Genomic DNA, 22,020 nt, shown 5'->3' with positions numbered 1-22,020 from the left:
CACCCGTTAAATTTAAATTTGCAAAGATTATACTTAAGTAAGCTAATAAAAATATTATAAAAAGCCTATTTTAGGCATAAATGAGGGATAATGTTTAGCTTTGTTGCACACAAAGTTACAAATGCCAATTTAACGAAATTTGCAAATTTCATTTCTTATTGGTTAAATCAAAATTCAAATTTACAAACATCGCTTTGTAGCTTTAAAATTTAAAGGCTTAAATTAACTTAACAACAGGAATTTAAGCATAATTAACGCAGATGATTTGATATAATTAACCCTTAAATTTAACCCCCTGTACAAAAGAGAAATTTATGAACCTCTCGCTTAGAAAGCTTACGATTCCTATATTTTTGGATATGTTTTTACACTTTATAACGCTCATCATAAACACCTACATGGTGACAAAAGTAAGCATTCATCTAGTGGGCGCAATGGGTGCGGGCAATCAAGTCATGGATCTTTTTATGACGATTTTTAGTTTTTTAAGCGTTGGTTGCTCTGTCGTAGTCGCTCAAGCCTTGGGCGCAAAAAACAAAAATTTAGCCATCAGAGTTATACACGCAAGCATCACTTTTAACACTATTTTTGGCATCACGGCAGCGATATTTATCTACTTTTACGGGCATGAGGTCTTAGAGCTTTTACAAGTGCCTGAAAATTTGATAGACGAGAGCTTTAACTACCTACACGTTCTTGGTATAGCGCTATTTTTTGACGGAGTCGGGATGGTTCTTGCGGCGGTTATTAGAGTCTATAACTTCGCATTTCAGGTTATGCTTGTCTCCGTTTTAATGAACGTCATTACGCTTCTTGGCAACGCAATAGCTCTTTTTGGCTGGTTTGGGCTTCCAAACTACGGATTATACGGAGTTGGCGTATCAACTCTCGTCGGAAGGCTAGTTGCGCTTATAGTGCTTTTTATCATCCTTTCTCGCACCGCAAAAGTTAGAATTTATATAAAAATGCTAGTTAGCTTGCCGTTTAAAATTTTAAGCAAAATTTTATCCGTCGGGCTTCCAAGTGCGGGAGAAAATTTACTATGGATGGCGCAATACATGGTCGCTTTTGGTTTTGTGGCAAGCATGGGTGAAGCAAGTCTAAGCGTGCAGACCATATACTTTCAGATCACACTTTTGATATTGCTTTGCGGAGCTAGTATAAGTGTGGCAAACGAGATCATCGTGGGGCATTTAGTAGGCGCCATGCGGTTTGATGACGCTTATAAAAGGACGTTTTACGCGCTTAAGCTTGGCTTTATAGCCACTACTATCGTGGTTTTGGCTGCATACTTTGGCAAAGAGATCATCATGGATAGGCTAAATTTGACAGCCGAGCTAAAAGAGATCATGGTGCCTTTGTTTGCGCTTTCTATCGTGCTTGAGACGGGACGAACCTTTAACATTGTCATAGTAAATTCGCTTCGTGCCGCAGGAGACGCGAAATTTCCGCTTATAACGGGGCTTATTTTCATGTGGGGCGTTAGCTTGCCGCTTGGATACTATCTTGGCATAGTTCAAGACATGGGTATAATCGGGGTTTGGATCGGATTTGTAGCTGATGAGTGGCTAAGAGGCCTTGTAAATACTTGGCGATGGAAGAGTAGAAAATGGCAGTCAAAACGGCTTGTGTGAGGTCAAGTTAAATATATTAATCAAATCTTAAATTTATACAATAAAGCAAATTTTAAAGTTACCTTGTGATAAAATGGCGTGTTTTTATTTAAATTTACTACTTAACAAGGAGAAATATGTTTTCATTTCTAAAGGCTTCTCCTCCATCAACGCAAAAAGTAGAGCCTTCTCGCGTTGATGCGGAGTATAAAAAACTTCGTTGGCAAATTTTTGCCGGTGTATTTATAGGTTATGCGGCATACTATCTCATCCGCAAAAACTTCTCTCTAGCAATTCCTTATCTTATCGACGAATACGGCTTTAGCAAGGCTGATTTAGGTAAAGTCGGTGTGGCGCTGTCTATGGCTTACGGCTTTAGTAAATTTATCATGGGAAACATCTCGGATAGAAGCAACCCCAAGTATTTTATGGCGATAGGTCTTATCTGTTCGGCAATCATTAGTCTTATATTTGGCTTGGTTCCCGGAGTGCTTTCATCTATAGAAACTATGATAATTCTTGGCGCACTTAACGGCTGGTTTCAAGGCATGGGCTATCCTCCGGGCGCAAAGAGCATGACAAACTGGTTTTCTACATCGGAGCGCGGAGTATGGTGGAGCTGGTGGAACATCTCTCACAACTTAGGAGGCGGACTCATCGGACCTCTTGCTATACTTGGACTTTCCATTTTTGGCGTTTGGCAATCTCTATTTTACTTGCCTGCATTAATCGCCATAGTCTTAGCCTTCGTGATGTTTTATCTTATGCGAGATACTCCTGAATCCGTAGGCTTACCGCCTGTTGAAGAGTATAAAGGCGAAAAACACATCCAAAAGGTAGAATCAGCCCACACTCTAAGCTCAAAAGATATCTTCTACAAATATATCATCAATAACAAATTTTTGTGGGCTATAACTATTGCTAATATATTTGTATATTTTGTTAGATATGGGATCATAGACTGGGCACCTACATACCTAAAAGAGGTTAAGCACTTTACCGTAGATAAGCAAAGCTGGGCGTATTTCCTCTACGAATACGCTGGAATTTTCGGTATGCTTGCCAGCGGATATCTAAGCGACAAGGTTTTCAAAGGCCACCGCGCACCGCCTATGCTGCTCTTTTTAGTAGGTGTTTTAATCGCTATAGTGGTTTACTGGAAAAACCCTGCCGGTAATCCTTTAGTAGATAACCTCTGTCTAGTTGCGATCGGATTTTTGATATACGGACCTGTTATGATGATAGGACTTCAAGCTGCCGATCTTGTCCCTAGAGTAGCAACCGGTACTGCAACCGGACTAACGGGACTATTTGGATATTTGCTAGGCTCGGCAAGTGCGGGATATGTAATGGGTAAATTAGTAGATGTCTTTGGATGGGACGGTGGATTTTACGCACTAATCGCCTCTTGTGTTTTGGCGTTCATGTTTATCGCTTTAACCTTGTTCCACAAGACATCAAGACAGCTTGACTGATACGCTCTTTAGCACAATATGACAAAAGAGAGAGTAATTGATTTTTTAGATTTTAAAGTATTTTTAAAATTTACAAAAAGAGCAAGAAATATAAGGCTTAAGATAAATAAGCAAGGCAAAATTTCTTGCTCTTTGCCGTTTTATACTACACAAAAAACAGCCATAAATTTCCTAAACGCTCACAAAGATTGGCTTACTAAAACGCATGAAAGAATTTCTGCAAATTTGCTAAAAGATGATGAGTTTAGATTGCTTGGCAAAATTTATAAGATAAAATTTGATGAAAATTTAAACTCCGTTTTGATATCGGATGATCAAATTTTGGCTCCAAATTTAAAGAGGCTTGAGGAGTTTAAAAAAAGCGAAGCAAAGCGCGTTTTTACCGAATTTATCGATAAATTCGCCCCTACCATAAACCGCAAAATAAACCGCGTAGTGATACGAAAAATGCAGACACGCTGGGGAAGCTGTAACTATCACAAAGGCTACATTAACTTAAATCTAAACCTCATCGAAAAAGAGCCGGATCTAATCGAATACGTCATACTTCACGAACTAACCCATCTCATTTACCCGCATCATCAAAAGAGCTTTTATGAGTATATCGGCTCTTTAATGAGCGATTTTAAAGAACGCGAAAAGCGCCTAAACAAAGCCGTTATATAATCTGCTATATTAGCATAGTATAATTTTTATTATGATAAAATGTCTCAAATTTTAGGAGATCAAATGAAAAAGATATTAATGCTATCTGCTGCGGTTATGGTTGCGATGAGCGGGGATTTTGAAGACGGATTAAAAGCCTATCAAAATGCTGAATTTAAAACGGCGTTTGAAAAATTTAGCACCGCTTGCGAAAATAAAAATGCTGATGCGTGTTCAAAACTAGGCACTATGTATCAAGTTGGCAAATTTGCAAACAAAGACCCCAAAAAGGCGCTTGAGTTATATATCAAAGGTTGTGAAGCGGGATTGGGCGAAGGCTGCTCGCAAGCAGGCGGGATGTATGAGCTTGGCGAAACGGTTAAGGCTGACTCCAAAAAGGCGGAAGAGCTCTTTACTAAAGCTTGCGAACTCGGGCAAGGCTATGCTTGCAGTACGGTCGGCTCTGCATATCTTGAGCGCTCAAATTTTAAAAAAGCAAAAGAGTTTTTTGACAAGTCCTGCAATGCGGGCGATAAGCTGGGATGCGAGTGGGCTGGCGATCTTGAAAGATCAAACAAGCTTTAAATTTAGCGCCAAAACGCTTCGAGGATGAAATTTAAATTTGCAACTTCACTCTATTAAAAGCATCTTATCAAGACGAGCTAGATATCTATTTATCTTATCCAACTCGGCACTTTGTTTTACCGCTCTACCTGAATAAAAATACTCCACATTTGCAGGCGAGCTTTCAAGCAAATTTAGCCTTTCAAGCTCAAATTTAAGCTTATTTACAGTGCCTTCGTTGCCGTCAAGTAGCCTTATATGACTTGGTAAAATTTCGCGCAAACTATCTTTAAAGTAGTTAAAATGCGTGCAGCCAAGCACCAATGACGAGTAAAGCGACAGATCAAATTTCAAAAGCTCTCTTTGCAAATACTCCTTCACTCTAGGCGAGTTAAACTCCTCATTTTCAGCAAATTCAACTAGCTTTGCAAGCGCAACGAGATCTATAAGATGATCGCTATCAACGCGAGCTATCAGCTCTTTTAGCTTATTTCCTTTAACGGTAATCGGAGTAGCGATGACGAGAGTTCTTGCCTTTTTGCATGTATCAACGGCCTTTTTTACGGCGGGCTCCATGCCGATGATAGGCAGGTTAAAATTCGCTCGAAGCTCCTTTATAGCGACACTTGTAGCCGTATTGCAAGCGATAACGATAGCCTTTGCGCCCTGCTCTTGCATAAATTTTACCGCTTCGGTTGTAAAATTTAAAATTTCCTCGTTTGATTTTAGACCGTAAGGGACGTTATCTCTATCGGCATAGTATAAAAACTGCTCGTTTGGCAATTTTTTAAGGGCTTCATTTAGCACGCTAAGTCCGCCAAGTCCCGAGTCAAAAATAGCTATCTTCACTCTTGTTTCCTGTTTAAATTTGATAAGTTAAGACCTAAAACGCCTAAGATTATCAAAATTGTCCCTATAAAATGATAAATTTCAAATTTTTCATCTAGTAAAACGACTCCCGCGATGATGGTTATCAAAGTCGAAAGGTTACTAAAGATGCCGACTTTAAAAGCCTCAAGATGTTTTAAGGCGTAGCCAAATAAAAAGGATGTACATACGGAGCTAAAGATAGCTAAAAACGCTATCGCAAAGCTAAATTTAACTTCCAAAAACGGTGCAAAATAAAGCTTCAAATCACGTCCACTTGAAACAAAATCGATCAAATTTAAACCGTTAAAAAAGACAAATCCGATAAAAACCATTATAACAACGAGCTTTGATATCTCAAATTTGACTAAAATTTTCCTTGTGAAAACGTTATAAAGCGAGATAGCAACTACCGAAAGTAGGATCAAAAAGTTGCCTAAAAAGCTTGAATTTGCGCTTAAATTTCCAGACATTACAAGTATATAAACTACGCCAAAAACAGATATCAAGATAAAAAGCTTTTGGAGTAAATTTGTTCGCTCTTTGATAAAAATTTGCGCAAAAATCATCGTCATGATAGGTGTGCATGCATGCAAAACTCCAGCCATAAGCGAGCTTGTATAAACTAGTCCAAAAGCCTGAAAAGCAAAAAACGAGCTTGGATATAAAGCCGCGATAAATGCTACTTGCTTTAAATCCTGCAAGCTAAATTTAGCGCTGATAACGCCAAATTTAAGCAAGATCAAAACAGCAAGAAAAGCTATGCTAAATCTATGCGCAAGGCTTTCAAATACGCTTGCGCTCTCAAGCGAAATTTTTACAAAAGCAAACGAAAATCCGACGATAAAAGTAGCGCCTATTAAAGACGCATAGGCCTTAAACATAGCCTATATCGCAAGCGCCCTTTTCTCGCTTTTATTCTTTATCCACTGATACGCAAAAAGAGCAAAATAAATCCCCGAGCCAATAGCGTAAGAGATATATTCGTTTGCGATAAACGGGATATATTTAGCGCACATATTCGGCACCAATGTTAGCGGCACAACCAGCATAAGCAAGGCTCGCTCCCAAATTTGAACGCGAGTAACAAAATAACCTTGAAGTGCGGACGCAAAAGCAAACATGCCTATAAGTGCGGTTGAAAATATGAGAAGTATCTCGGCCGGATTTGTTATCCAAACTATGCCCTTGGCGTCGCTTGGAGAAGCAGGATTTACGCTTTCGATAAGAAGAAGTTTGTTATTAAACACAAATGAAAACGGCAAAATAGTCGTTCTTAGATCATAAAAAAATCCCTGAACACCGACGGTTACCGGATTTGCTTTGGCGATACCAGCAGCAGCGTAAGCTGCAATTCCGACAGGCGGGGTATCGTCTGCTAAAATTCCAAAGTAAAACACAAATAGATGCACCGCAATCGCAGGTATCAAAAAGCCGTTTTTATAAGCTAAAAATAAAATTACGGGAGCCACAAGCGAGCTTACCACGATATAATTAGCCGTAGTCGGAAGTCCCATGCCAAGGATGAGCGACATGATCGCCGTTAAAAACAGTATAAGCACGATGTTGTTTCCGGCTAGCGTCTCGACTACTTCAGACAACACCTGACCGACGCCCGTAAGCGAGATAGAGCCTACAATGATACCGGCTAAACCCGTTGCTATCGCGATTGTAGTCATGTTTCTAGCTGCACCGACCATCGCCCAAAAGATATCGGCAAAGCCGATAATGAAGTCGTTTTTACTAACTTTTTCTTTAAATGACAATTTTCTAATAGGCTCTTGAAATATTATTATCAAAAATAATACGTTAATAGCGTTAAAAGCAGCCGAGATAGGTGATTCTTTTGCTATCAAAAGCGTATATAATAGAACTAAAATCGGTATAAGATAGTGAATTCCGCTTACAAAAATTTTAAATCTTGAGAAATTCTTATCGTGCTGCATGCCTTTAAGCCCAAGCTTGCAAGCCTCCAAATGCACGATAAAAAACAGAGACATATAGCAGACAAACGCAGGAATTACCGCAGCTATCATTACATTTGTATAGCTCATGCCCAAAAATTCGGCTATGATAAATGCTGCTGCACCCATGATAGGCGGCATAAGCTGACCGTTTACACCTGCGGCAACTTCGATAGCGCCTGCTTTAGTGCTACTTAGACCAGCTTTTTTCATAAGAGGTATGGTAAACGTTCCAACCGTTACGACATTCGCCGTAGAGCTTCCTGAAACCATGCCCGTTAGCCCACTAGCGATAACCGAGGCCTTAGCAGGACCTCCTCTAAATCTGCCAAGCATCGCAAAGGCTAAATTTATAAAATACTGCCCCGCTCCGGCTCGCTCAAGCAACGAACCAAACAATACAAACAGATAGATAAAGCTAACGCTAACCCCAAGAGGCACGCCAAATACACCCTCGGTAGTTAGATACATATGTCCTGCAAGCTTATTTAGGCTCGCACCTTGATGAGCTATGATATCGGGCATATATTGACCAAAGTAGTCATACGCTAAAAATATAGCCGCGATAATGCCTAAGGCAGGACCTATCACGCGTCTGCCAGCTTCAAACAGTATCAAAACGGCGATGCACGACACCGCAATATCAACCTTAGTGTAATCACCAGGTCTTTGAGCCAAAGAGTAAAATTCTATAAAAGGATAAAGAGCCGCAAAAACACCCACAACGCAAAGGACGATATCATAAATCGGCATGCTCGTGTGAGCCTTTTTATGAAATTTAAGCGGATAGAGCAAAAACACAAGCCCTATCGCAAATGCAAAGTGAACGGATCGCGACATAGTCGTATTCATAGGAAAGTAGGCTATGTAAAGCTGGAAAACCGACCACGCAAAGCAGATTATACTTGTTAGATAAAGATAAAAATTCGAGTTTATCTCTCTTGTCTTAACCTCTACAAATTCCTCTTTCTCTTGCGCCGCTACATTTCCAACTTCCATACACCTACCTTTAAATTTGATTTATATTATTTTATTATTCCGTGTTTTTTAAACTCAGCCTCAGCCGCAGGGTGAAGCGGAGCCGAAAGTCCTTCGACCAAAGACTCTTTCGTTACCGCACCAAGCGCAGGGTGAAGCGTTTTATACTCGTCAAAGTTATCTAGTATTGCCTTAACAACAGCCGTTACGGCCTTATCGCTCATATCTTTATTTGTTACCAAAACAGCTTTAACGCCGATACTTTCCACGTCTTTATCAACGCCTTCGTAAGTGCCTTTCGGTATCACACCTTTTGCGAAATAAGGAAACTCTTTAAGCATCTTATCTATATTTTCGCCGCTTATATTTACGATATCAATAGGCATTGAATTTGCGGCGTCGGTGATGTTTGCCGTAGGGTGACCTACCATATAAAAATATCCGTCTATTTTTTTATCTTTAAGTGCGTGCGGACACTCTTGAGCCGTTAAAACGCCGTGATGTTTTAGCTTCTTAGCGTCAAAGCCGTAAGCGTTAAACACGGTAAGAGCCGTCATTTCATTGCCGCTTCCCGGATTTCCTACGTTTATATTTTTGCCCTCAAGGTCATTTATTGAAGCTATTCCGCTTGCTTTTGACACGACAAACGCCAAAAGCTCAGGATAGATTGATACTACAGCGCGTAAATTTTTATCGCCCATATCTTTAAATTTGCCCACGCCGTTGTATTTATCATAGACTACGTCGCTTTGCACAAAGCCGAAATTTAGCTCTTTTTTAAGCACGTTATTTACGTTATATATAGAGCCTCCGGTTGATTGCACGGAGCATTTTATCTGAGGATCTTTATTTGCAAGACGGCAAATAGCACCTCCGACAGGATAATAAGTACCTGTCATTCCGCCTGTGCCGATAGATATAAACTCTTTTGCGCCAAGTGTCGAAGCGAAAAGAAGCCCTGCTAAAACTAAAGATGTCTTTTTCATAGCCAATCCTTTATCATAAATTTTGGATTTTTTATCGTATCACAAAAAAATAGTTTTTTATGAAAAATCCATTTAATTTTTTACGGCTTATTTAAAATTTTTGCTAATTTTACACATTTTAACTTTAAAAAATAATTTCTTAAGTTTTATTTAATATAAATTTCTAAAGCATTTGCAAAAAGAAGTGTTAAATTTAAGAGATCACAAAAGTTGAATTTTAGGCTACTTATTGCAAATTCGCAGGTCTAAAATCTAACAGGAATTGACTTTTCTAAATTTTTTGCTTTGCCGAGTATTGTTATGGCTTTTTGGTTGCATATATTTACGCATCTGTAGCAAAGTGTGCAGTTATCATCAAATTTAGCCTTTCTAGCAACCAAGCTTATATTTGCCATCGGGCAAGGCTTCACGCAGCTACCGCAACCCGTGCAACGACCTTCATCAAGAGTGGGCTTGCTCTTACTAAATGGTGTCTTGTCATAAAGTTTCATCCAAAGTCGCTGCCCCAAAAATCCCGCTATTTGATGAAACAAGCTTAGTCCGTGCCTAGGAGGCTTGCCCGTCATAAACAGCCCCGCAAAGTGTTTTATCTTAATAGAAGCTTGACTGATTATACGTTCGTTTTTCTCGTGCGAATAGCTAAAAATACCTACATCAAGGATAAATCCGGGCATTTTTATATGCGCCCCGCCAGTTATATTTGCGCCGAATTTCTTTAAAATTCTAGCCGCACATCCGGCCCCGTCACCGCTAAAAGCTTCCATAGTAGAGATGATAAATACATTTTTGCCATTAAAATTTGCGCTGTTTTTGTAAAGAAACTCACGCACAATCCTTGGCAGGTCGCTAAAATAAATAGGATACGCAAGAATAACATCTTGATGTTTGCTTAAATGTTTAGCGCAAGCAACATCTTCAATCGAAAGTGCCAAAACATCCTTTTTGAGATAGCTTATGAATTGATTAATGCAGTATTTGGTATTGCCTGTAGAGCTAAAATAAATCGCTATCATAAATTTTCTCACAAACAAATTTAATCAAATTTTGCTCAATATATCTGAGTAAATTTGATTAAATCTAAATTTTATAGCAAATTTTGCAGTAATAAAATATCTTAAAATTTTCAGTCAATAAATCTCTTTGTCAAATTCGCATAAGCATCGATCCTTCGATCTCTTAAAAAAGGCCAAATTCTACGCACTTCTTCGCTTCTTTTCATATCGATTTCCACTATCTCGCATAGTTCGCTTGTGCTATCGGCACGGAAAATTTCCTCTCCTTGAGGTCCAAATACAAAGCTATTGCCCCAAAATTTTATGCCGTCCATAACTCCGCTTGTATCTTTTTCAAATCCTACGCGATTTACCGCCACCACAGGCAAACCGTTTGCTACCGCATGACCGCGCTGAACGGCTACCCACGCCTCAAGCTGGCGAGATTTTTCAGCCTCGGTATCAGACTCAAACCATCCTATCGCCGTAGGGTATATTAAAATTTGCGCTCCACGCAAAGCCATAAGTCTAGCCGCCTCAGGATACCACTGATCCCAGCAAACTAAAACGCCAAGCTTACCAAGACTCGTTTGTATCGGCTCAAATCCAATGTCTCCGGGCGTAAAATAAAATTTCTCGTAAAATCCGGGATCGTCAGGTATGTGCATTTTGCGGTATTTGCCCGCAACTTTGCCGTCTTTTTCATATACGTAAGCGGTGTTGTGATAAAGCCCGTCTGCGCGTTTTTCAAATAGCGAAGTAACCAAAACTACGCCGTTTAGTTTAGCAACCTCACCCCAAAACCTCACATCGTCTTGCCAATCGTTTGCCAAATCAAAAAATTCCGTATCCTCGCTTTGACAAAAATATTGCGTTTGATGAAGCTCTTGGCACACCACAAGATCAGCGCCCTGACTTGAGGCCTGTTTAATTAGATCTAAAGTCTTTTGGTTTGTCGCCTCTTTGGTTCCGTGAAATTTCTGCTGAATTAAAGCTACTTTCATAATTTTACCTTAAATTTAAATTTTAAAAATTATACATCAAAGAGGATAAACGCCTCATAAATCGCTCTTCATCCTACCTATCATCATACGGATCAAGATGAGTGATGATATGCCACTCAAACTGCGGAAATTTGCTCCTAATCTGCTCTTCTATCTCGTCTGATATGTCGTGAGCTCTGATTAGTAAAATTTCCTTATCAAACACAAGATGAACGCTGATGTAGCAATCATTTGCACTCTTTCTGCTAGTAAGTCCGTGAAAACTTGAAATTTCCTTTTTTAAAGAGAGTATCTCCTCTATCTGCTTTATAATTTCAGGCTCAAGTGCCCTGTCCATAAGGACCAAAACGCTGTCTTTTAGCAAATTTATAGCCGAATGAACTATATAAAAGCTGATTAAAACGCCAAAAATCGCGTCTATTATCGTAAATCCAGTAAATTTGATAATCACAAGAGCGGCAACTACGGCTAAATTCGTGAAAAAATCGCTCTTATAGTGAAGCGCGTCTGCCTTTATGATTAAATTTTGAGTTTTTTGAGCTACTTTGTTTAAAAACGCTACCAAAATTCCCGTAACACCTAAAGAAAAAACCATAACGTAAAGACCGGTATTGACATCTATGCTAACCTCTTCGGCGGTAAATTTAATAGCGCTTTCATAAAATATAAAAACACCGATTGCGATGATTAAAGCCCCTTCAAAAAGCGCCGCCAAGGCTTCAAGCTTAGTGTAGCCGAAGTTAAATTTATCATTTGCCGGAGCGTTTGACTTCTTAAGCGCAAAGAAATTTAGCACCGATATAAGACAATCAAGCATAGAATCAATAGCGGAGCTAAGCACGGATATGGAGCCGCTATAAATGCCTGAGATAAGTTTAATGATAGCCAGCAAAAATGCCGTAGCTCCAGCGGTAATAACCGCTAAACGTTGTAAATTTTTTTCCGTTTTTAAGCTATTTAATGTAGAGTCTTGCCGCTCATTTTTAGATTTTATTTGCTCTGCTGGCATCTTATCATCTCATCTATTATCAAGATAATTTATCTCGCGAGCCTTCGTATCTGTTTTGGCTTGAGCAGTGAAGCGAGCCGTTTTGACGAACAAAAACGAGAGAATTTACGCCTATTATTTTGTGATTTGGAAGCGCTTTTACAAGGCGCTCAAGCACGATTTTATCGTTTCTATCATCATAAGTAGGCACGATCAAAGCGCCGTTTACAAAGATAAAATTTGCATAAGTACACCCTAGCCTTTTACCTTCGTAAAATTTAGGATCAGGAAGCGGAAGCGGCAAGAGGTTAAAGCCCGTTTTTTCAAGCTCTTGCTTCATTTTTTCAAGCTCCTCATAGTGCTCATCATTTTTATCATCCGTGCAAGCATAAGCAATCGTATCAGGCGAGATAAATCTAGCCAAAGTATCTATGTGAGAGTCGGTATCATCGCCCTTTATGAAGCCGTGCTTAAGCCAAATAACACGATTTAAGCCAAAAAGCTCTTTTAGCCTCTCTTCAATCTGATCTTTACTAAATTTGGAATTTCTATTATCGTTTAACAGGCAAGTTTCAGTCGTTAGCAAAGTGCCTTGTCCGTTAAATTCTATACTTCCGCCCTCTAGGATGAAATCAATCTCTTGCAAATTTGTCTTAAAACGCTTAATAAGCTCTAAATTTACGGCATTATCCTTTGAGCTTTCAAATTTCCCGCCCCATGCGTTAAATTTAAAATCATAGCTTAAAATTTTATCTACGTTTTCAACGTCAATCATCCCGTAATCGCGTATCCAAGTGTCATTCGTATCGATCTTAACAAACTCCACATTATCAAATTTGGCAAATCGCGAGTTAAAAATTCCTTCATCGGGACATATCAAAACGCACTTTTGAAAATGAGTTATCGCCGCCACAAGCTCTTCGTAGCTATCTAAAATTTCGTTTAAATACGGCTTCCAGTCGCTGTTTTTGTGCGGTAACGATAAAAACAGAAGCTCTTGTTTTTCCCACTCTGCATAAGCTCTCAAATTTCACTCCTTGATCTGTTTTTGTAAATTTTAAAAATTCCATAAAGCGTTATGAATATCCAAAAAACCTCTATCAAAAAAGAGCCTAGATTAAAATGCACAAGAAGCGAGATGATAAGCAGTATCGCTCCTGCTAAATTTATAAGCTGATAGCTTAAGTCGTTGCTTGTAAGTCTTCCTATCTGAAGCAGTAAATACCCAAGAACGATACAAATCATGCCTAAAAATCCGATAAATTGAAAAATATCCATCGACACTCTTATATACGAAAATTTAAAGCTAATTGTAACATATTAAAAAAATTCTAGTTTTAAAAATTAAAGAATATCTACATTAAATTGCTGTAATATTTTCTAACATATTCTAAATAGAATTTAAATAACTTAACCATAAGGAGATTTTATGAAAAACAGTGTTTTGCTGATGGCCGTGCCGCTTTTGATAAGCAGCTCTTTTGCGTTTGACGCAGCCAAAGATAAGGCTAAAAGCGCTTATCCGTTTGAAGTAAAAGTTCAGGAATTCAGGCTTCCTGCAGGCATTGATGAAAACGGCATAATAGACGAAGCCAAGCTTGGCGACTCTCCTTATGCAAAAACAGTTATATTCGGCTCAAAGCTACTAAACGAGACCTCGCGCTATCTTGGTCCTCAGGCAAAAGACGAGAAAAAGCGCTTCGCGGGCAATAACCTATCCTGTTCAAGCTGCCATTCAAAGGGCGGAGTTGAGCCGGGACACTCTCCTTTCGTAGGAATTACGGCTAGATTTCCTCAGTACAACTCAAGAGCCGATCAGGTGGTAACCCTGCAAGACCGTATAAACGGCTGCTTTCAGCGCTCGATGTCGGGCAAACCGATACCTGCAAATTCAAAAGAGATGCGCGCGATGGTAACTTATATGCACTGGCTATCAAGCGGATATGAAGTGGGCTCAAAGGTCAAGGGTCAAGGACTCGTTAAGGCTGAATACATAGATAGGGCTGCCGATCCTAAAAAAGGAAAAGAAATTTACGCTGCAAGATGCGCCTCATGCCACGGTGAAAACGGAGAAGGCATGATAAATCCCGACTTTGCAAACGGCGGAGATTATTATATATTTCCCGCACTTTGGGGAGATGACAGCTACAACACGGGAGCTGGCATGTACCGCTTAATAAAAGGCACCCAATACGTCAAATCAACCATGCCTCAAGGCGACGCGACTCTAAGCTGGGAAGAAGCGTATGACGTAACGGCTTATATGAACTCTCATCCTAGACCTATTAAACAGGGTCGCGAAAAAGACTTCCCCGATCTTGACGTAAAGCCTATGGATATGGATGTAGGACCTTACAACGACGGATTTGACGAGAACGCTCACAGATTTGGACCGTACAAACCTATGCTTAAAAAATAAATTTTTCTTTCGGTAGTCGTATTAATACTAATTTTGTCTTTAAATTTAGTATTAATACGCTAAAATCTCGCAAATTTTAAACAATAGGTCAAATTTTATGGATTTTGAGTTTATAAAAGAATTTTATCCGATGTTTATAAAGGCCGGAATTTTGACGCTAAATCTAGCCTTTTGGGGGATAGTCTTTTCTATCCTTGTCGGTATATTTTGTATGATGATTAAATTTTATAAGATCAAACCTTTAGTGCCTATAGTTAATGGCTATATCGAACTTTCGCGCAACACTCCGCTTCTTATACAGCTGTTTTTCTTGTATTACGGTTTGCCAAAGCTGGGCATAAATATAAGCTCGTTTTCATGCGCTGTTATAGGGCTTACCTTTCTTGGAGGAAGCTACATGGCGGAGAGTTTTAGGCTCGGGTTTGAGTCGGTCAAAAAATCTCAACTTGAAGCGGGATTAAGCATAGGATTAAACGATCATCAGCTTCTTGGATATGTAGTATTGCCACAAGCTTTTAGCGTCGCCCTACCGTCAATAAGCGCAAATATAATATTTTTACTTAAAGAAACTTCCATAGTCAGCATAGTAGCTCTTGCGGATCTAGTCTATGTCGCAAAAGATCTAATCGGGCTTTATTATAAAACCGATGAGGCGCTTTTTATGCTTGTTATCAGCTATCTTGTTATTATCTTGCCTATATCGCTTGCGCTGACATGGCTTGAAAGAAGGATGAGGGTTGCAAGGAGCTAGTATTTTATTTGACGCACAAAATTTAATGCGACTTGGCGAAGGGCTTATCGTAAGCTTGCAAATTTCCATCATATCTATCGTCATATCGATAATCGGCGGGCTTATCATGGGCATAGTGATGAGTTCAAAAAACAAATTTATATATATGATTTGCAAAATTTGCCTTGAGATTATTCGCATTATGCCGACTATAGTTTGGCTCTTTATATTTTACTTTGGAGTAAGCAGAGCCTTAGGAATTCACATAAGCGCATTTACGGCGTCGCTTTTGGTGTTTAGCGTTTGGGGAGTGTTTGAGATGATGGATATCGTGCGCGGAGCTATCACTTCGATACCAAGACATCAATTTGAAAGCGCAGCGTCGCTAGGTCTTAGCAAGACTCAAATTTACATAAACGTAATCGTGCCGCTTGCCATGCGTCGTTTGGTTCCGGGAGCTGTAAATTTGCTAAGCAGGATGATTAAAACAACTTCGATAGTGGTACTGATAGGTGTCGTAGAGGTAGTTAAAGTCGGACAGCAAATCATCGAAAATCATGTCTTTACAAACAATATGGCGCCGTTTTGGATATACGGATTTATATTTTTTCTATATTTTATTATATGCTATCCTATTTCAAAGCTCTCAAAGAGACTTGAAGAGAGATGGGGTTAGGGAATTTAATGGACAAACAGATATTGCAACTCAAAAATTTAAACAAATTTTATGGCTCTACGCAAGCGCTTAAAGATATAAATTTAAACGTAAAAAGCGGCGAAGTAGTGGTTCTACTGGGTCCTTCAGGATGTGGTAAAAGCACGACTTTGCGTTGCATAAATGGACTTGAGCAGATACACGGCGGCGAGATAGTCATACACAGAGAGTCGATAGATAAAGACTTTAAAGACTGGACGCGCATAAGACAATATGTAGGCATGGTGTTTCAAAGCTATGAACTCTTTGATCACATGAACGTCATAGACAATATCTTGCTTGGTCCCGTAAAAGCTCAAAAACGTGATAAAAAAGAAGTAGAAAAAGAAGCCGATATGTGGCTAAAAAAGGTCGGATTAAGCGATAAAAAATACGCCTATCCAAAGGAGTTAAGCGGCGGTCAAAAGCAGCGTATCGCCATAGTAAGAGCGCTTTGTATGAAGCCTGATCTTATGCTGTTTGACGAAGTAACGGCTGCGCTTGATCCTGAAATCGTGCGAGAAGTGCTTGATGTGATCATAAATTTAGCAAAAGAAGGCATGACCATGCTAATAGTAACTCACGAAATGGGTTTTGCAAGAGCGGTTGCAGATAAAATAATATTTATGGATGAAGGAAAAATCGTAGAAGAGAGCGATCCTGAAGAGTTTTTTACAAATCCAAAGACTCAAAGAGCAAAAAAATTCCTAAATTTGTTTTCGTTTTAAAATTTTTGGTATAAATACAAACTTATTTTATAATACAAGGAGAAAGAATGAGAAAACTTCTGTTTTCATTTTTGGCATTAATCGCTACCGTCTTTCTAACGGGTTGTGGTAATGATAATTCTAGCGCAAACGCGATAGACAAGATAAAGGAGCGCGGATACGTTCGTATAGGGGTATTTAGCGATAAACCGCCTTTTGGTTTTATAGACAAGGACGGTAAAAACCAAGGCTATGATATCTACTTTGCAAAGCGCATAGCAAAGGATCTCTTAGGAGATGAAAGCAAGGTAAAATTTGAACTCGTAGAGGCTGCTAGTAGAGTTGAATTTTTAACCTCGGACAAAGTTGATATAATCCTGGCCAACTTCACCAAAACTGAAGAAAGGACTAAGGTGGTTGATTTTGCGCTTCCTTATATGAAAGTTTCGCTTGGTGTAGTTAGTCCTGACGGAGAGATAATCAAAGACATAAGCGAGCTTAAAGGAAAGAAACTGATCGTAAACAAAGGCACTACGGCAGATGCTTATTTTACTAAGAATCATCCTGAGATAGAGCTTTTAAAATTTGATCAAAATACCGAAACTTTTGGAGCATTGCTTGACAAAAGAGGTGCCGCGCTATCGCATGATAACACTTTGCTTTTTGCATGGGTTAAAGAAAATCCCGGCTTTACGGTAGGCATACAATCAATCGGCAATATAGACTCAATAGCGCCTGCCGTTAAAAAAGGAAACGATGTCTTGCTTAAGTGGATAAACAACGAAATCATGAGTCTTGAAAAAGAGCAATTCTTCCACAAAGCATACGATGAAACACTCAAGCCAGTATATGGCGACAGCGTAGATCCTGAATCAGTAGTCGTCGAAGGCGGTAAAATTTAATTTATATTATTTACGAGTCGGCTTAAACCGACTCTCTATAAATGTTAAGCTTATCAGATTATTTTAACTACATCATCATCTACATCAATTTTAACAGTTGTTGTAATGCTATCTGATTGAGCATAGCCTTCATATCTAGTATAGCCATTCTCTAAATTTTGCTTGTCTTCAGACTCGGCAAATCCATTTAAACCGACAGAGTCTTTATCATCTCCTGAAATTTTTATAATTATACTCTCGTCTTTTACCATATCAAGCACATCGTTTGGATCTAAATTTGTAATATGAGTAGGGTTTTCTCCGTGTCCTAAATCAATTTTTTCAAAATTAGATATGCTTCCTTTTGGTATATTATCAAAGTCTATATTAAAACTAGAATCAAAATTTTCAATTTGAGCATCATCCGGCACGATACGCAAAGTATCTTCGCCCTCCCCGCCGTCAAGGATAGTATCATTTAAATTGCCTACTATGGTATCATTACCGTCTTCGCCGTAAATTCTATCACTTCCATAATTTCCGTAAAGCAGATCATCTCCCAAGCCACCGTGTATAACATCATCTCCGCTATCTCCGTGTATGATATCATCTCCTGTGTCTCCATATATGGTATCTTTGTCTGCTCCGCCTTTTATAATGTCGTCTCCATCTTCTGCTATTATGAGATCATCTCCATCTCCTCCGTAAAGATTATCATCTCCGCTTCCGCCCCAAATTTTATCGTCTCCTATCTCGCCCCAGATAGTGTCATTGCCTTCATTGCCATAGAGCCTGTCGTCACCTATATCACCGTTTATCTCATCATCTCCGCTTCCGCCCTCTATGGTATCATCTCCACTTCCGCCGTTGATGATATCTTTTCCGTCATTGCCGTACACTATATCGTTTCCGTCTTCGCCTTTTATAGTGTCCTCGCCATTGCCGCCGTGAATCTCATCATCTCCGTCACCGCCTAAAATTTGATCGTCTCCGCTATTGCCGTAGATAGTATCTTTTCCGTCTTCTCCATGGATCTCATCGCTTCCGCTTCCACTGTGAATTCTATCATCCCCGCTTCCGCCTCTTATACCGTCGTTTCCATCTTCGCCGTAGATGGTGTCATTGCCATCTTCACCATGAAGCTCATCATCACCGTCGCCACCGTGAATTCTATCATCTCCGCTTCCGCCTCTTATACCGTCGTTTCCGCTTCCGCCATATAGCTTATCGGCATCTTTGTTACCTTCTATATAGTCATCTCCGTCTTCGCCGTAGATAGTATCCTTACCCTCTCCGCCATGCAGCAAATCTCTATCTTTACCACCGTAAATAGTATCATCTCCACTCTCTCCGTGGATTGTATCGTTTCCATTGTCTCCATACAAGGCATCTTTGCCTGCTCCGCCTCTTATAATATCGTCTCCATCTTCTCCGCTTATAAGATCATCCCCCTCTTCTCCATGAGGCTCATCATTTCCGCTTCCGCCCCATATTCTATCATCTCCATTTCCGCCTCTTATACCGTCGTTTCCATTTCCGCCATATAGTTTATCGGCATCTTCGTTACCTTCTATATAGTCATCTCCGTCTTCGCCGTAGATAGTGTCCTTGCCATCTCCACCATGCAGCAAATCTCTATCTTTACCACCGTAAATAGTATCATCTCCGCTCTCTCCGTGGATTGTATCGTTTCCTTCGTATCCATATATAATATCTTCGTTTTGAGTACCCTTTAAAGGTATATCATCATAAGATGTTCCTTGTATAGTATTTTTTATATTAGGCATCGATATATCGATATCTTCAGGAATTGAGTGATCACCCGATACGCTTGGATCGTCTAAAGACTCCTTAGAATCATTATCGCTATTAGACGTTTTGGTATCTTGCTCATCTTGTTTATTGGGAGATATAGGAGCTACGGCTTCATTATCCTCGTCTTTATTATCTTTATTATCTTTATTATCTTTATTATCTTTATTATCTTTATTATCTTTATTATCTTTATTATCTTTATTATCTTTATTATCTTTATTATCTTTATTATCTTTATTATCTTTATTATCTTTATTATCTTTATTATCTTTATTATCTTTATTATCTTTATTATCTTTATTATCTTTATTATCTTCTAAGAAGATAATATCATTGTTGTCGTCATTTTTTGTCGTATCGATATCCGCTTCGGGGATCAAGACATTGGGTTTATTATGAGATATCGCGCCGATATCTTTTTGGGAATTTAAATTTACGTCCCCTTGATCTCTTTTTGAGTCTATAAAAGTATCTACTTGCTCCATATTTTCAATTTTTAAAATTTTATTAGGCTCAATCATGTAAGTTTTTTTATCGACTATATTGCTTCTAGCTAAGTTTTTATAATCCACATCGACATTACTTATATGACCTGACTTTACAAAATCTTCCGAGCTTAAAAATACACTTTTTAAGACCTTATCTTTAGCCTCATCCAAGGTTTTACTCTCTGAACTATTCTTCAAATCAATACGAATCTGCGAGAAATTTACAGGAGAATTTTCGGCATTTTGAACATCAAGAATAGCTTCTTTAGAGGCAACTTTATCCGAGTTGCTTTTTTGCTTCAACTTGGCACCACTTAAGATAATATCGGTATCCGGTTTTGCATTTTCTATATTTTGCAACTCTTTAAGGATAACTTCTTTTTCTTGTTTTAAATTTTGTTCTAGTTCTTTCATGATTATAAGCTTTAAAAAATATTATTGCAACATATTGATTTTACATCAGTATTAATAAAATATAAATTAAAATTTAACGACTTCTAGTATGCTTGCTTAAAAACAAACTTCTAGCAATAAATTTCCTCTCTATCCAAACCCAAATTTCCCATTTTAATTTGCCTAAATCAAACAGCTTCCGAGTCAGGTTTTTAATGTAAATTTCTTCTTGTGTATCAAAACTAAGTTTTTAACATCTTGTCTACGAATTATCGTATCTAAGCGGGCAATCAACTTTGTCTTAAATTCATTTAAATTTTTCATAAGTATTTAAATTTAAGAACAAATAATTAAAAATTTGGCAAGAGTATCAACCCTTGCCAAATTACTAAATTAAAATCCGCTAATCGTAGTCGTATCTTCCGTATTCATAGGAACCACTACGCTAGAAGTATTTGTCTCCGAAGCTTGCTCGGCTAAAGACGGTGACGCCTGCGTATCAGTTTCATTAGCGGAATTTACTACACCCTCTTCAGCTTTAGGGCTTTCAAGTCCAGGAATCGCCTCTTTATTGTCTTGAGTAAGTATTCCTTGCGGTAAAGAGCCAGAAGCCGGTTTATTGTCTGACTGCTCACTTAAGCTTGCGATAGCTGTGACATCAATATTTTCACTTTGTGTATCTTGATCTTGACCGGAAGTGTCAGGTTGAGAATTTTCATGTGACGCAGTTTTTGCATCAGTATCTTCAAATACTTTAATAGCCTCAACCTCGATAACTTGAGCATTACTATCCTTTATGGTAGTGCTTGCTTGAGACACTACATTGCCTTGCTCGTCTTTGTATTCTACCGTAAAGAGATCATCCTCTTTTAAGGGCTCTTGCAAAGTATGAGTTTTAGTCTTTACCTCATCTTTTGAAACATCAAATGAGCCCACATTATTTATAAGACCACCTTCTTTATCGGTTATTTTTACATCTACATTAGCTTCAATATCCGTACGAACGCTTATTTCAGCCTCATAGCCCTCTACCTTTCCAAGCTTTCCATCAACTATAACCATATCCGATATATCGGTAAATAGAGGAATTCCGCCATTTTTATGATCTCCAACAACGACTTCTTTCCCGTCTTCTATCGTAAATAGTTTCAATGTAGCATTGCCCCAGCCTATATCGTAATGAGCGATATTAAGCTCATAAAATCCCGTCTCCTGAACACTATATTTATCTTCTTCACTAGTCTTTCTGTCGTGGTGTCCTTTTAGCGCTTTTTCATCGTTAAATAATACCTTGTCTCCTATTTTTATACGAATTCCGTCATCGGATTCGGATTTAAATTTATACTCTTTATCTTTTTGTAAAAAAGCATAACCTTTCATTATATTAAGAGATCTATCTCCTTGAGGCTCGTTTTTGCCTACTGCATAGTCTGTTCCCTCTTCTGCTTTTAAACTGTGTGCATTGTCCCCCAAGAAACGTGCCAAAGGACTATCCTCTAGGCTAGATGCAGTATTTTTAGCCAAATCTTCGCCCTTATGGGTTTGGAAATCTATCTTTTTAACCTGATAAGTAGCATCAACTTTACCTTGTGATGCAAAATCCAAGGCCTGATCTATATTTAGGAAAGAGCGAAGCGTCCAACCCTTGGTTTCATCTTCAGCATGGCTAATATAGGCTTCTCCCCCCGGAGGTAGGTAGAAAAATTTAGATTGTAACCCCATTTGGCTTTCAAAACTATCCAAATTTGTATTAAGCTTAGGAGTTATCTTTTCAACAGTTATATTCAAATTCGGTTTCGGTTCTTGCGGAGCTGGAA

General features: G+C 38.8%; 20 protein-coding genes. 9 read left to right on the top strand and 11 right to left on the bottom strand.

What is annotated here, in order from left to right; all coding sequences use genetic code 11:
* The first annotated feature begins 314 nt into the window (after positions 1 to 314).
* The 4 genes from CDOM15925_RS04055 to CDOM15925_RS04040 all read left to right on the top strand — a co-directional run bounded on the left by CDOM15925_RS04055 (position 315) and on the right by CDOM15925_RS04040 (position 4,318).
* Positions 315 to 1,634: an MATE family efflux transporter gene (locus CDOM15925_RS04055; protein WP_169941372.1), complete on the top strand. Its 1,320-nt coding sequence runs from the start codon at positions 315 to 317 to the stop codon at positions 1,632 to 1,634.
* A gap of 116 nt (positions 1,635 to 1,750) precedes the next feature.
* Entirely contained in the window at positions 1,751 to 3,088 is a 1,338-nt protein-coding gene (gene pgtP / locus CDOM15925_RS04050) for a phosphoglycerate transporter protein PgtP (protein WP_169941370.1), read from the top strand.
* 18 nt (positions 3,089 to 3,106) lie between these two features.
* Positions 3,107 to 3,754 (top strand): M48 family metallopeptidase, encoded by a 648-nt coding sequence (locus tag CDOM15925_RS04045; RefSeq protein WP_169941368.1) that lies wholly within the window; start codon positions 3,107 to 3,109, stop codon positions 3,752 to 3,754.
* A 63-nt stretch (positions 3,755 to 3,817) separates the two neighbouring features.
* A complete protein-coding gene (locus tag CDOM15925_RS04040; RefSeq protein ID WP_169941366.1) occupies positions 3,818 to 4,318 on the top strand; it encodes a tetratricopeptide repeat protein in 501 nt (166 codons plus the stop codon).
* A gap of 45 nt (positions 4,319 to 4,363) precedes the next feature.
* Here the strand turns inward: CDOM15925_RS04040 and murI are convergent, their stop codons facing one another.
* The 9 genes from murI to CDOM15925_RS03995 all read right to left on the bottom strand — a co-directional run bounded on the left by murI (position 4,364) and on the right by CDOM15925_RS03995 (position 13,354).
* On the bottom strand, positions 4,364 to 5,146 hold the full coding sequence (gene murI, locus CDOM15925_RS04035; protein WP_169941364.1) for a glutamate racemase: 783 nt from the start codon (positions 5,144 to 5,146) through the stop codon (positions 4,364 to 4,366).
* Positions 5,143 to 6,048, bottom strand: coding sequence for a DMT family transporter (locus CDOM15925_RS04030; RefSeq protein ID WP_169941362.1), 906 nt, complete (start codon positions 6,046 to 6,048; stop codon positions 5,143 to 5,145). Before CDOM15925_RS04030 ends, murI begins: the two co-directional genes overlap by 4 nt.
* Before the next feature lie 3 nt (positions 6,049 to 6,051).
* A complete protein-coding gene (locus CDOM15925_RS04025) occupies positions 6,052 to 8,127 on the bottom strand; it encodes a TRAP transporter permease (RefSeq protein ID WP_169941360.1) in 2,076 nt (691 codons plus the stop codon).
* Between the two features lie 26 nt (positions 8,128 to 8,153).
* Positions 8,154 to 9,092, bottom strand: coding sequence for a TAXI family TRAP transporter solute-binding subunit (locus CDOM15925_RS04020; RefSeq protein ID WP_169941359.1), 939 nt, complete (start codon positions 9,090 to 9,092; stop codon positions 8,154 to 8,156).
* A gap of 245 nt (positions 9,093 to 9,337) precedes the next feature.
* Complete coding sequence (locus CDOM15925_RS04015; RefSeq protein WP_169941358.1) at positions 9,338 to 10,105, bottom strand: EFR1 family ferrodoxin; 768 nt, start codon at positions 10,103 to 10,105, stop codon at positions 9,338 to 9,340.
* 110 nt (positions 10,106 to 10,215) lie between these two features.
* Complete coding sequence (locus CDOM15925_RS04010; RefSeq protein WP_169941357.1) at positions 10,216 to 11,088, bottom strand: carbon-nitrogen hydrolase; 873 nt, start codon at positions 11,086 to 11,088, stop codon at positions 10,216 to 10,218.
* Between the two features lie 73 nt (positions 11,089 to 11,161).
* Complete coding sequence (locus tag CDOM15925_RS04005) at positions 11,162 to 12,097, bottom strand: cation diffusion facilitator family transporter (RefSeq protein WP_169941356.1); 936 nt, start codon at positions 12,095 to 12,097, stop codon at positions 11,162 to 11,164.
* A 19-nt stretch (positions 12,098 to 12,116) separates the two neighbouring features.
* Positions 12,117 to 13,103 (bottom strand): agmatine deiminase family protein, encoded by a 987-nt coding sequence (locus tag CDOM15925_RS04000; RefSeq protein WP_169941355.1) that lies wholly within the window; start codon positions 13,101 to 13,103, stop codon positions 12,117 to 12,119.
* Positions 13,100 to 13,354 (bottom strand): CBU_0592 family membrane protein, encoded by a 255-nt coding sequence (locus tag CDOM15925_RS03995; RefSeq protein ID WP_169941354.1) that lies wholly within the window; start codon positions 13,352 to 13,354, stop codon positions 13,100 to 13,102. Before CDOM15925_RS03995 ends, CDOM15925_RS04000 begins: the two co-directional genes overlap by 4 nt.
* 151 nt (positions 13,355 to 13,505) lie before the next feature.
* On the opposite strand from CDOM15925_RS03995, the gene CDOM15925_RS03990 reads away from it, so the two are divergent.
* The 5 genes from CDOM15925_RS03990 to CDOM15925_RS03970 all read left to right on the top strand — a co-directional run bounded on the left by CDOM15925_RS03990 (position 13,506) and on the right by CDOM15925_RS03970 (position 17,528).
* Entirely contained in the window at positions 13,506 to 14,495 is a 990-nt protein-coding gene (locus CDOM15925_RS03990; RefSeq protein ID WP_169941353.1) for a c-type cytochrome, read from the top strand.
* Positions 14,496 to 14,592: 97 nt separating this feature from the next.
* On the top strand, positions 14,593 to 15,246 hold the full coding sequence (locus CDOM15925_RS03985) for an amino acid ABC transporter permease (RefSeq protein ID WP_169941352.1): 654 nt from the start codon (positions 14,593 to 14,595) through the stop codon (positions 15,244 to 15,246).
* A 25-nt stretch (positions 15,247 to 15,271) separates the two neighbouring features.
* Complete coding sequence (locus CDOM15925_RS03980) at positions 15,272 to 15,901, top strand: amino acid ABC transporter permease (RefSeq protein WP_211436675.1); 630 nt, start codon at positions 15,272 to 15,274, stop codon at positions 15,899 to 15,901.
* Positions 15,902 to 15,909: 8 nt separating this feature from the next.
* The gene (locus tag CDOM15925_RS03975) at positions 15,910 to 16,647 is read left to right on the top strand and encodes an amino acid ABC transporter ATP-binding protein (RefSeq protein WP_169941348.1); all 738 of its coding nucleotides are present in this window, start codon (positions 15,910 to 15,912) and stop codon (positions 16,645 to 16,647) included.
* Positions 16,648 to 16,694: 47 nt separating this feature from the next.
* Positions 16,695 to 17,528, top strand: a complete 834-nt coding sequence (locus CDOM15925_RS03970; RefSeq protein ID WP_169941346.1) for a cysteine ABC transporter substrate-binding protein — start codon at positions 16,695 to 16,697, stop codon at positions 17,526 to 17,528.
* 53 nt (positions 17,529 to 17,581) lie between these two features.
* Here the strand turns inward: CDOM15925_RS03970 and CDOM15925_RS03965 are convergent, their stop codons facing one another.
* Entirely contained in the window at positions 17,582 to 20,224 is a 2,643-nt protein-coding gene (locus CDOM15925_RS03965) for a calcium-binding protein (RefSeq protein WP_169941344.1), read from the bottom strand.
* Positions 20,225 to 20,596: 372 nt separating this feature from the next.
* On the bottom strand, positions 20,597 to 22,020 hold a 1,424-nt coding region (locus CDOM15925_RS03960), incomplete at its 5' end, for a PA14 domain-containing protein (RefSeq protein WP_169941342.1).

It is taken from the genome of Campylobacter sp. RM15925 (genome assembly GCF_012978775.1).
GTDB classification, from domain to species: domain Bacteria; phylum Campylobacterota; class Campylobacteria; order Campylobacterales; family Campylobacteraceae; genus Campylobacter_A; species Campylobacter_A canis.
This window is presented reverse-complemented; position numbering and strand designations above follow the sequence as displayed.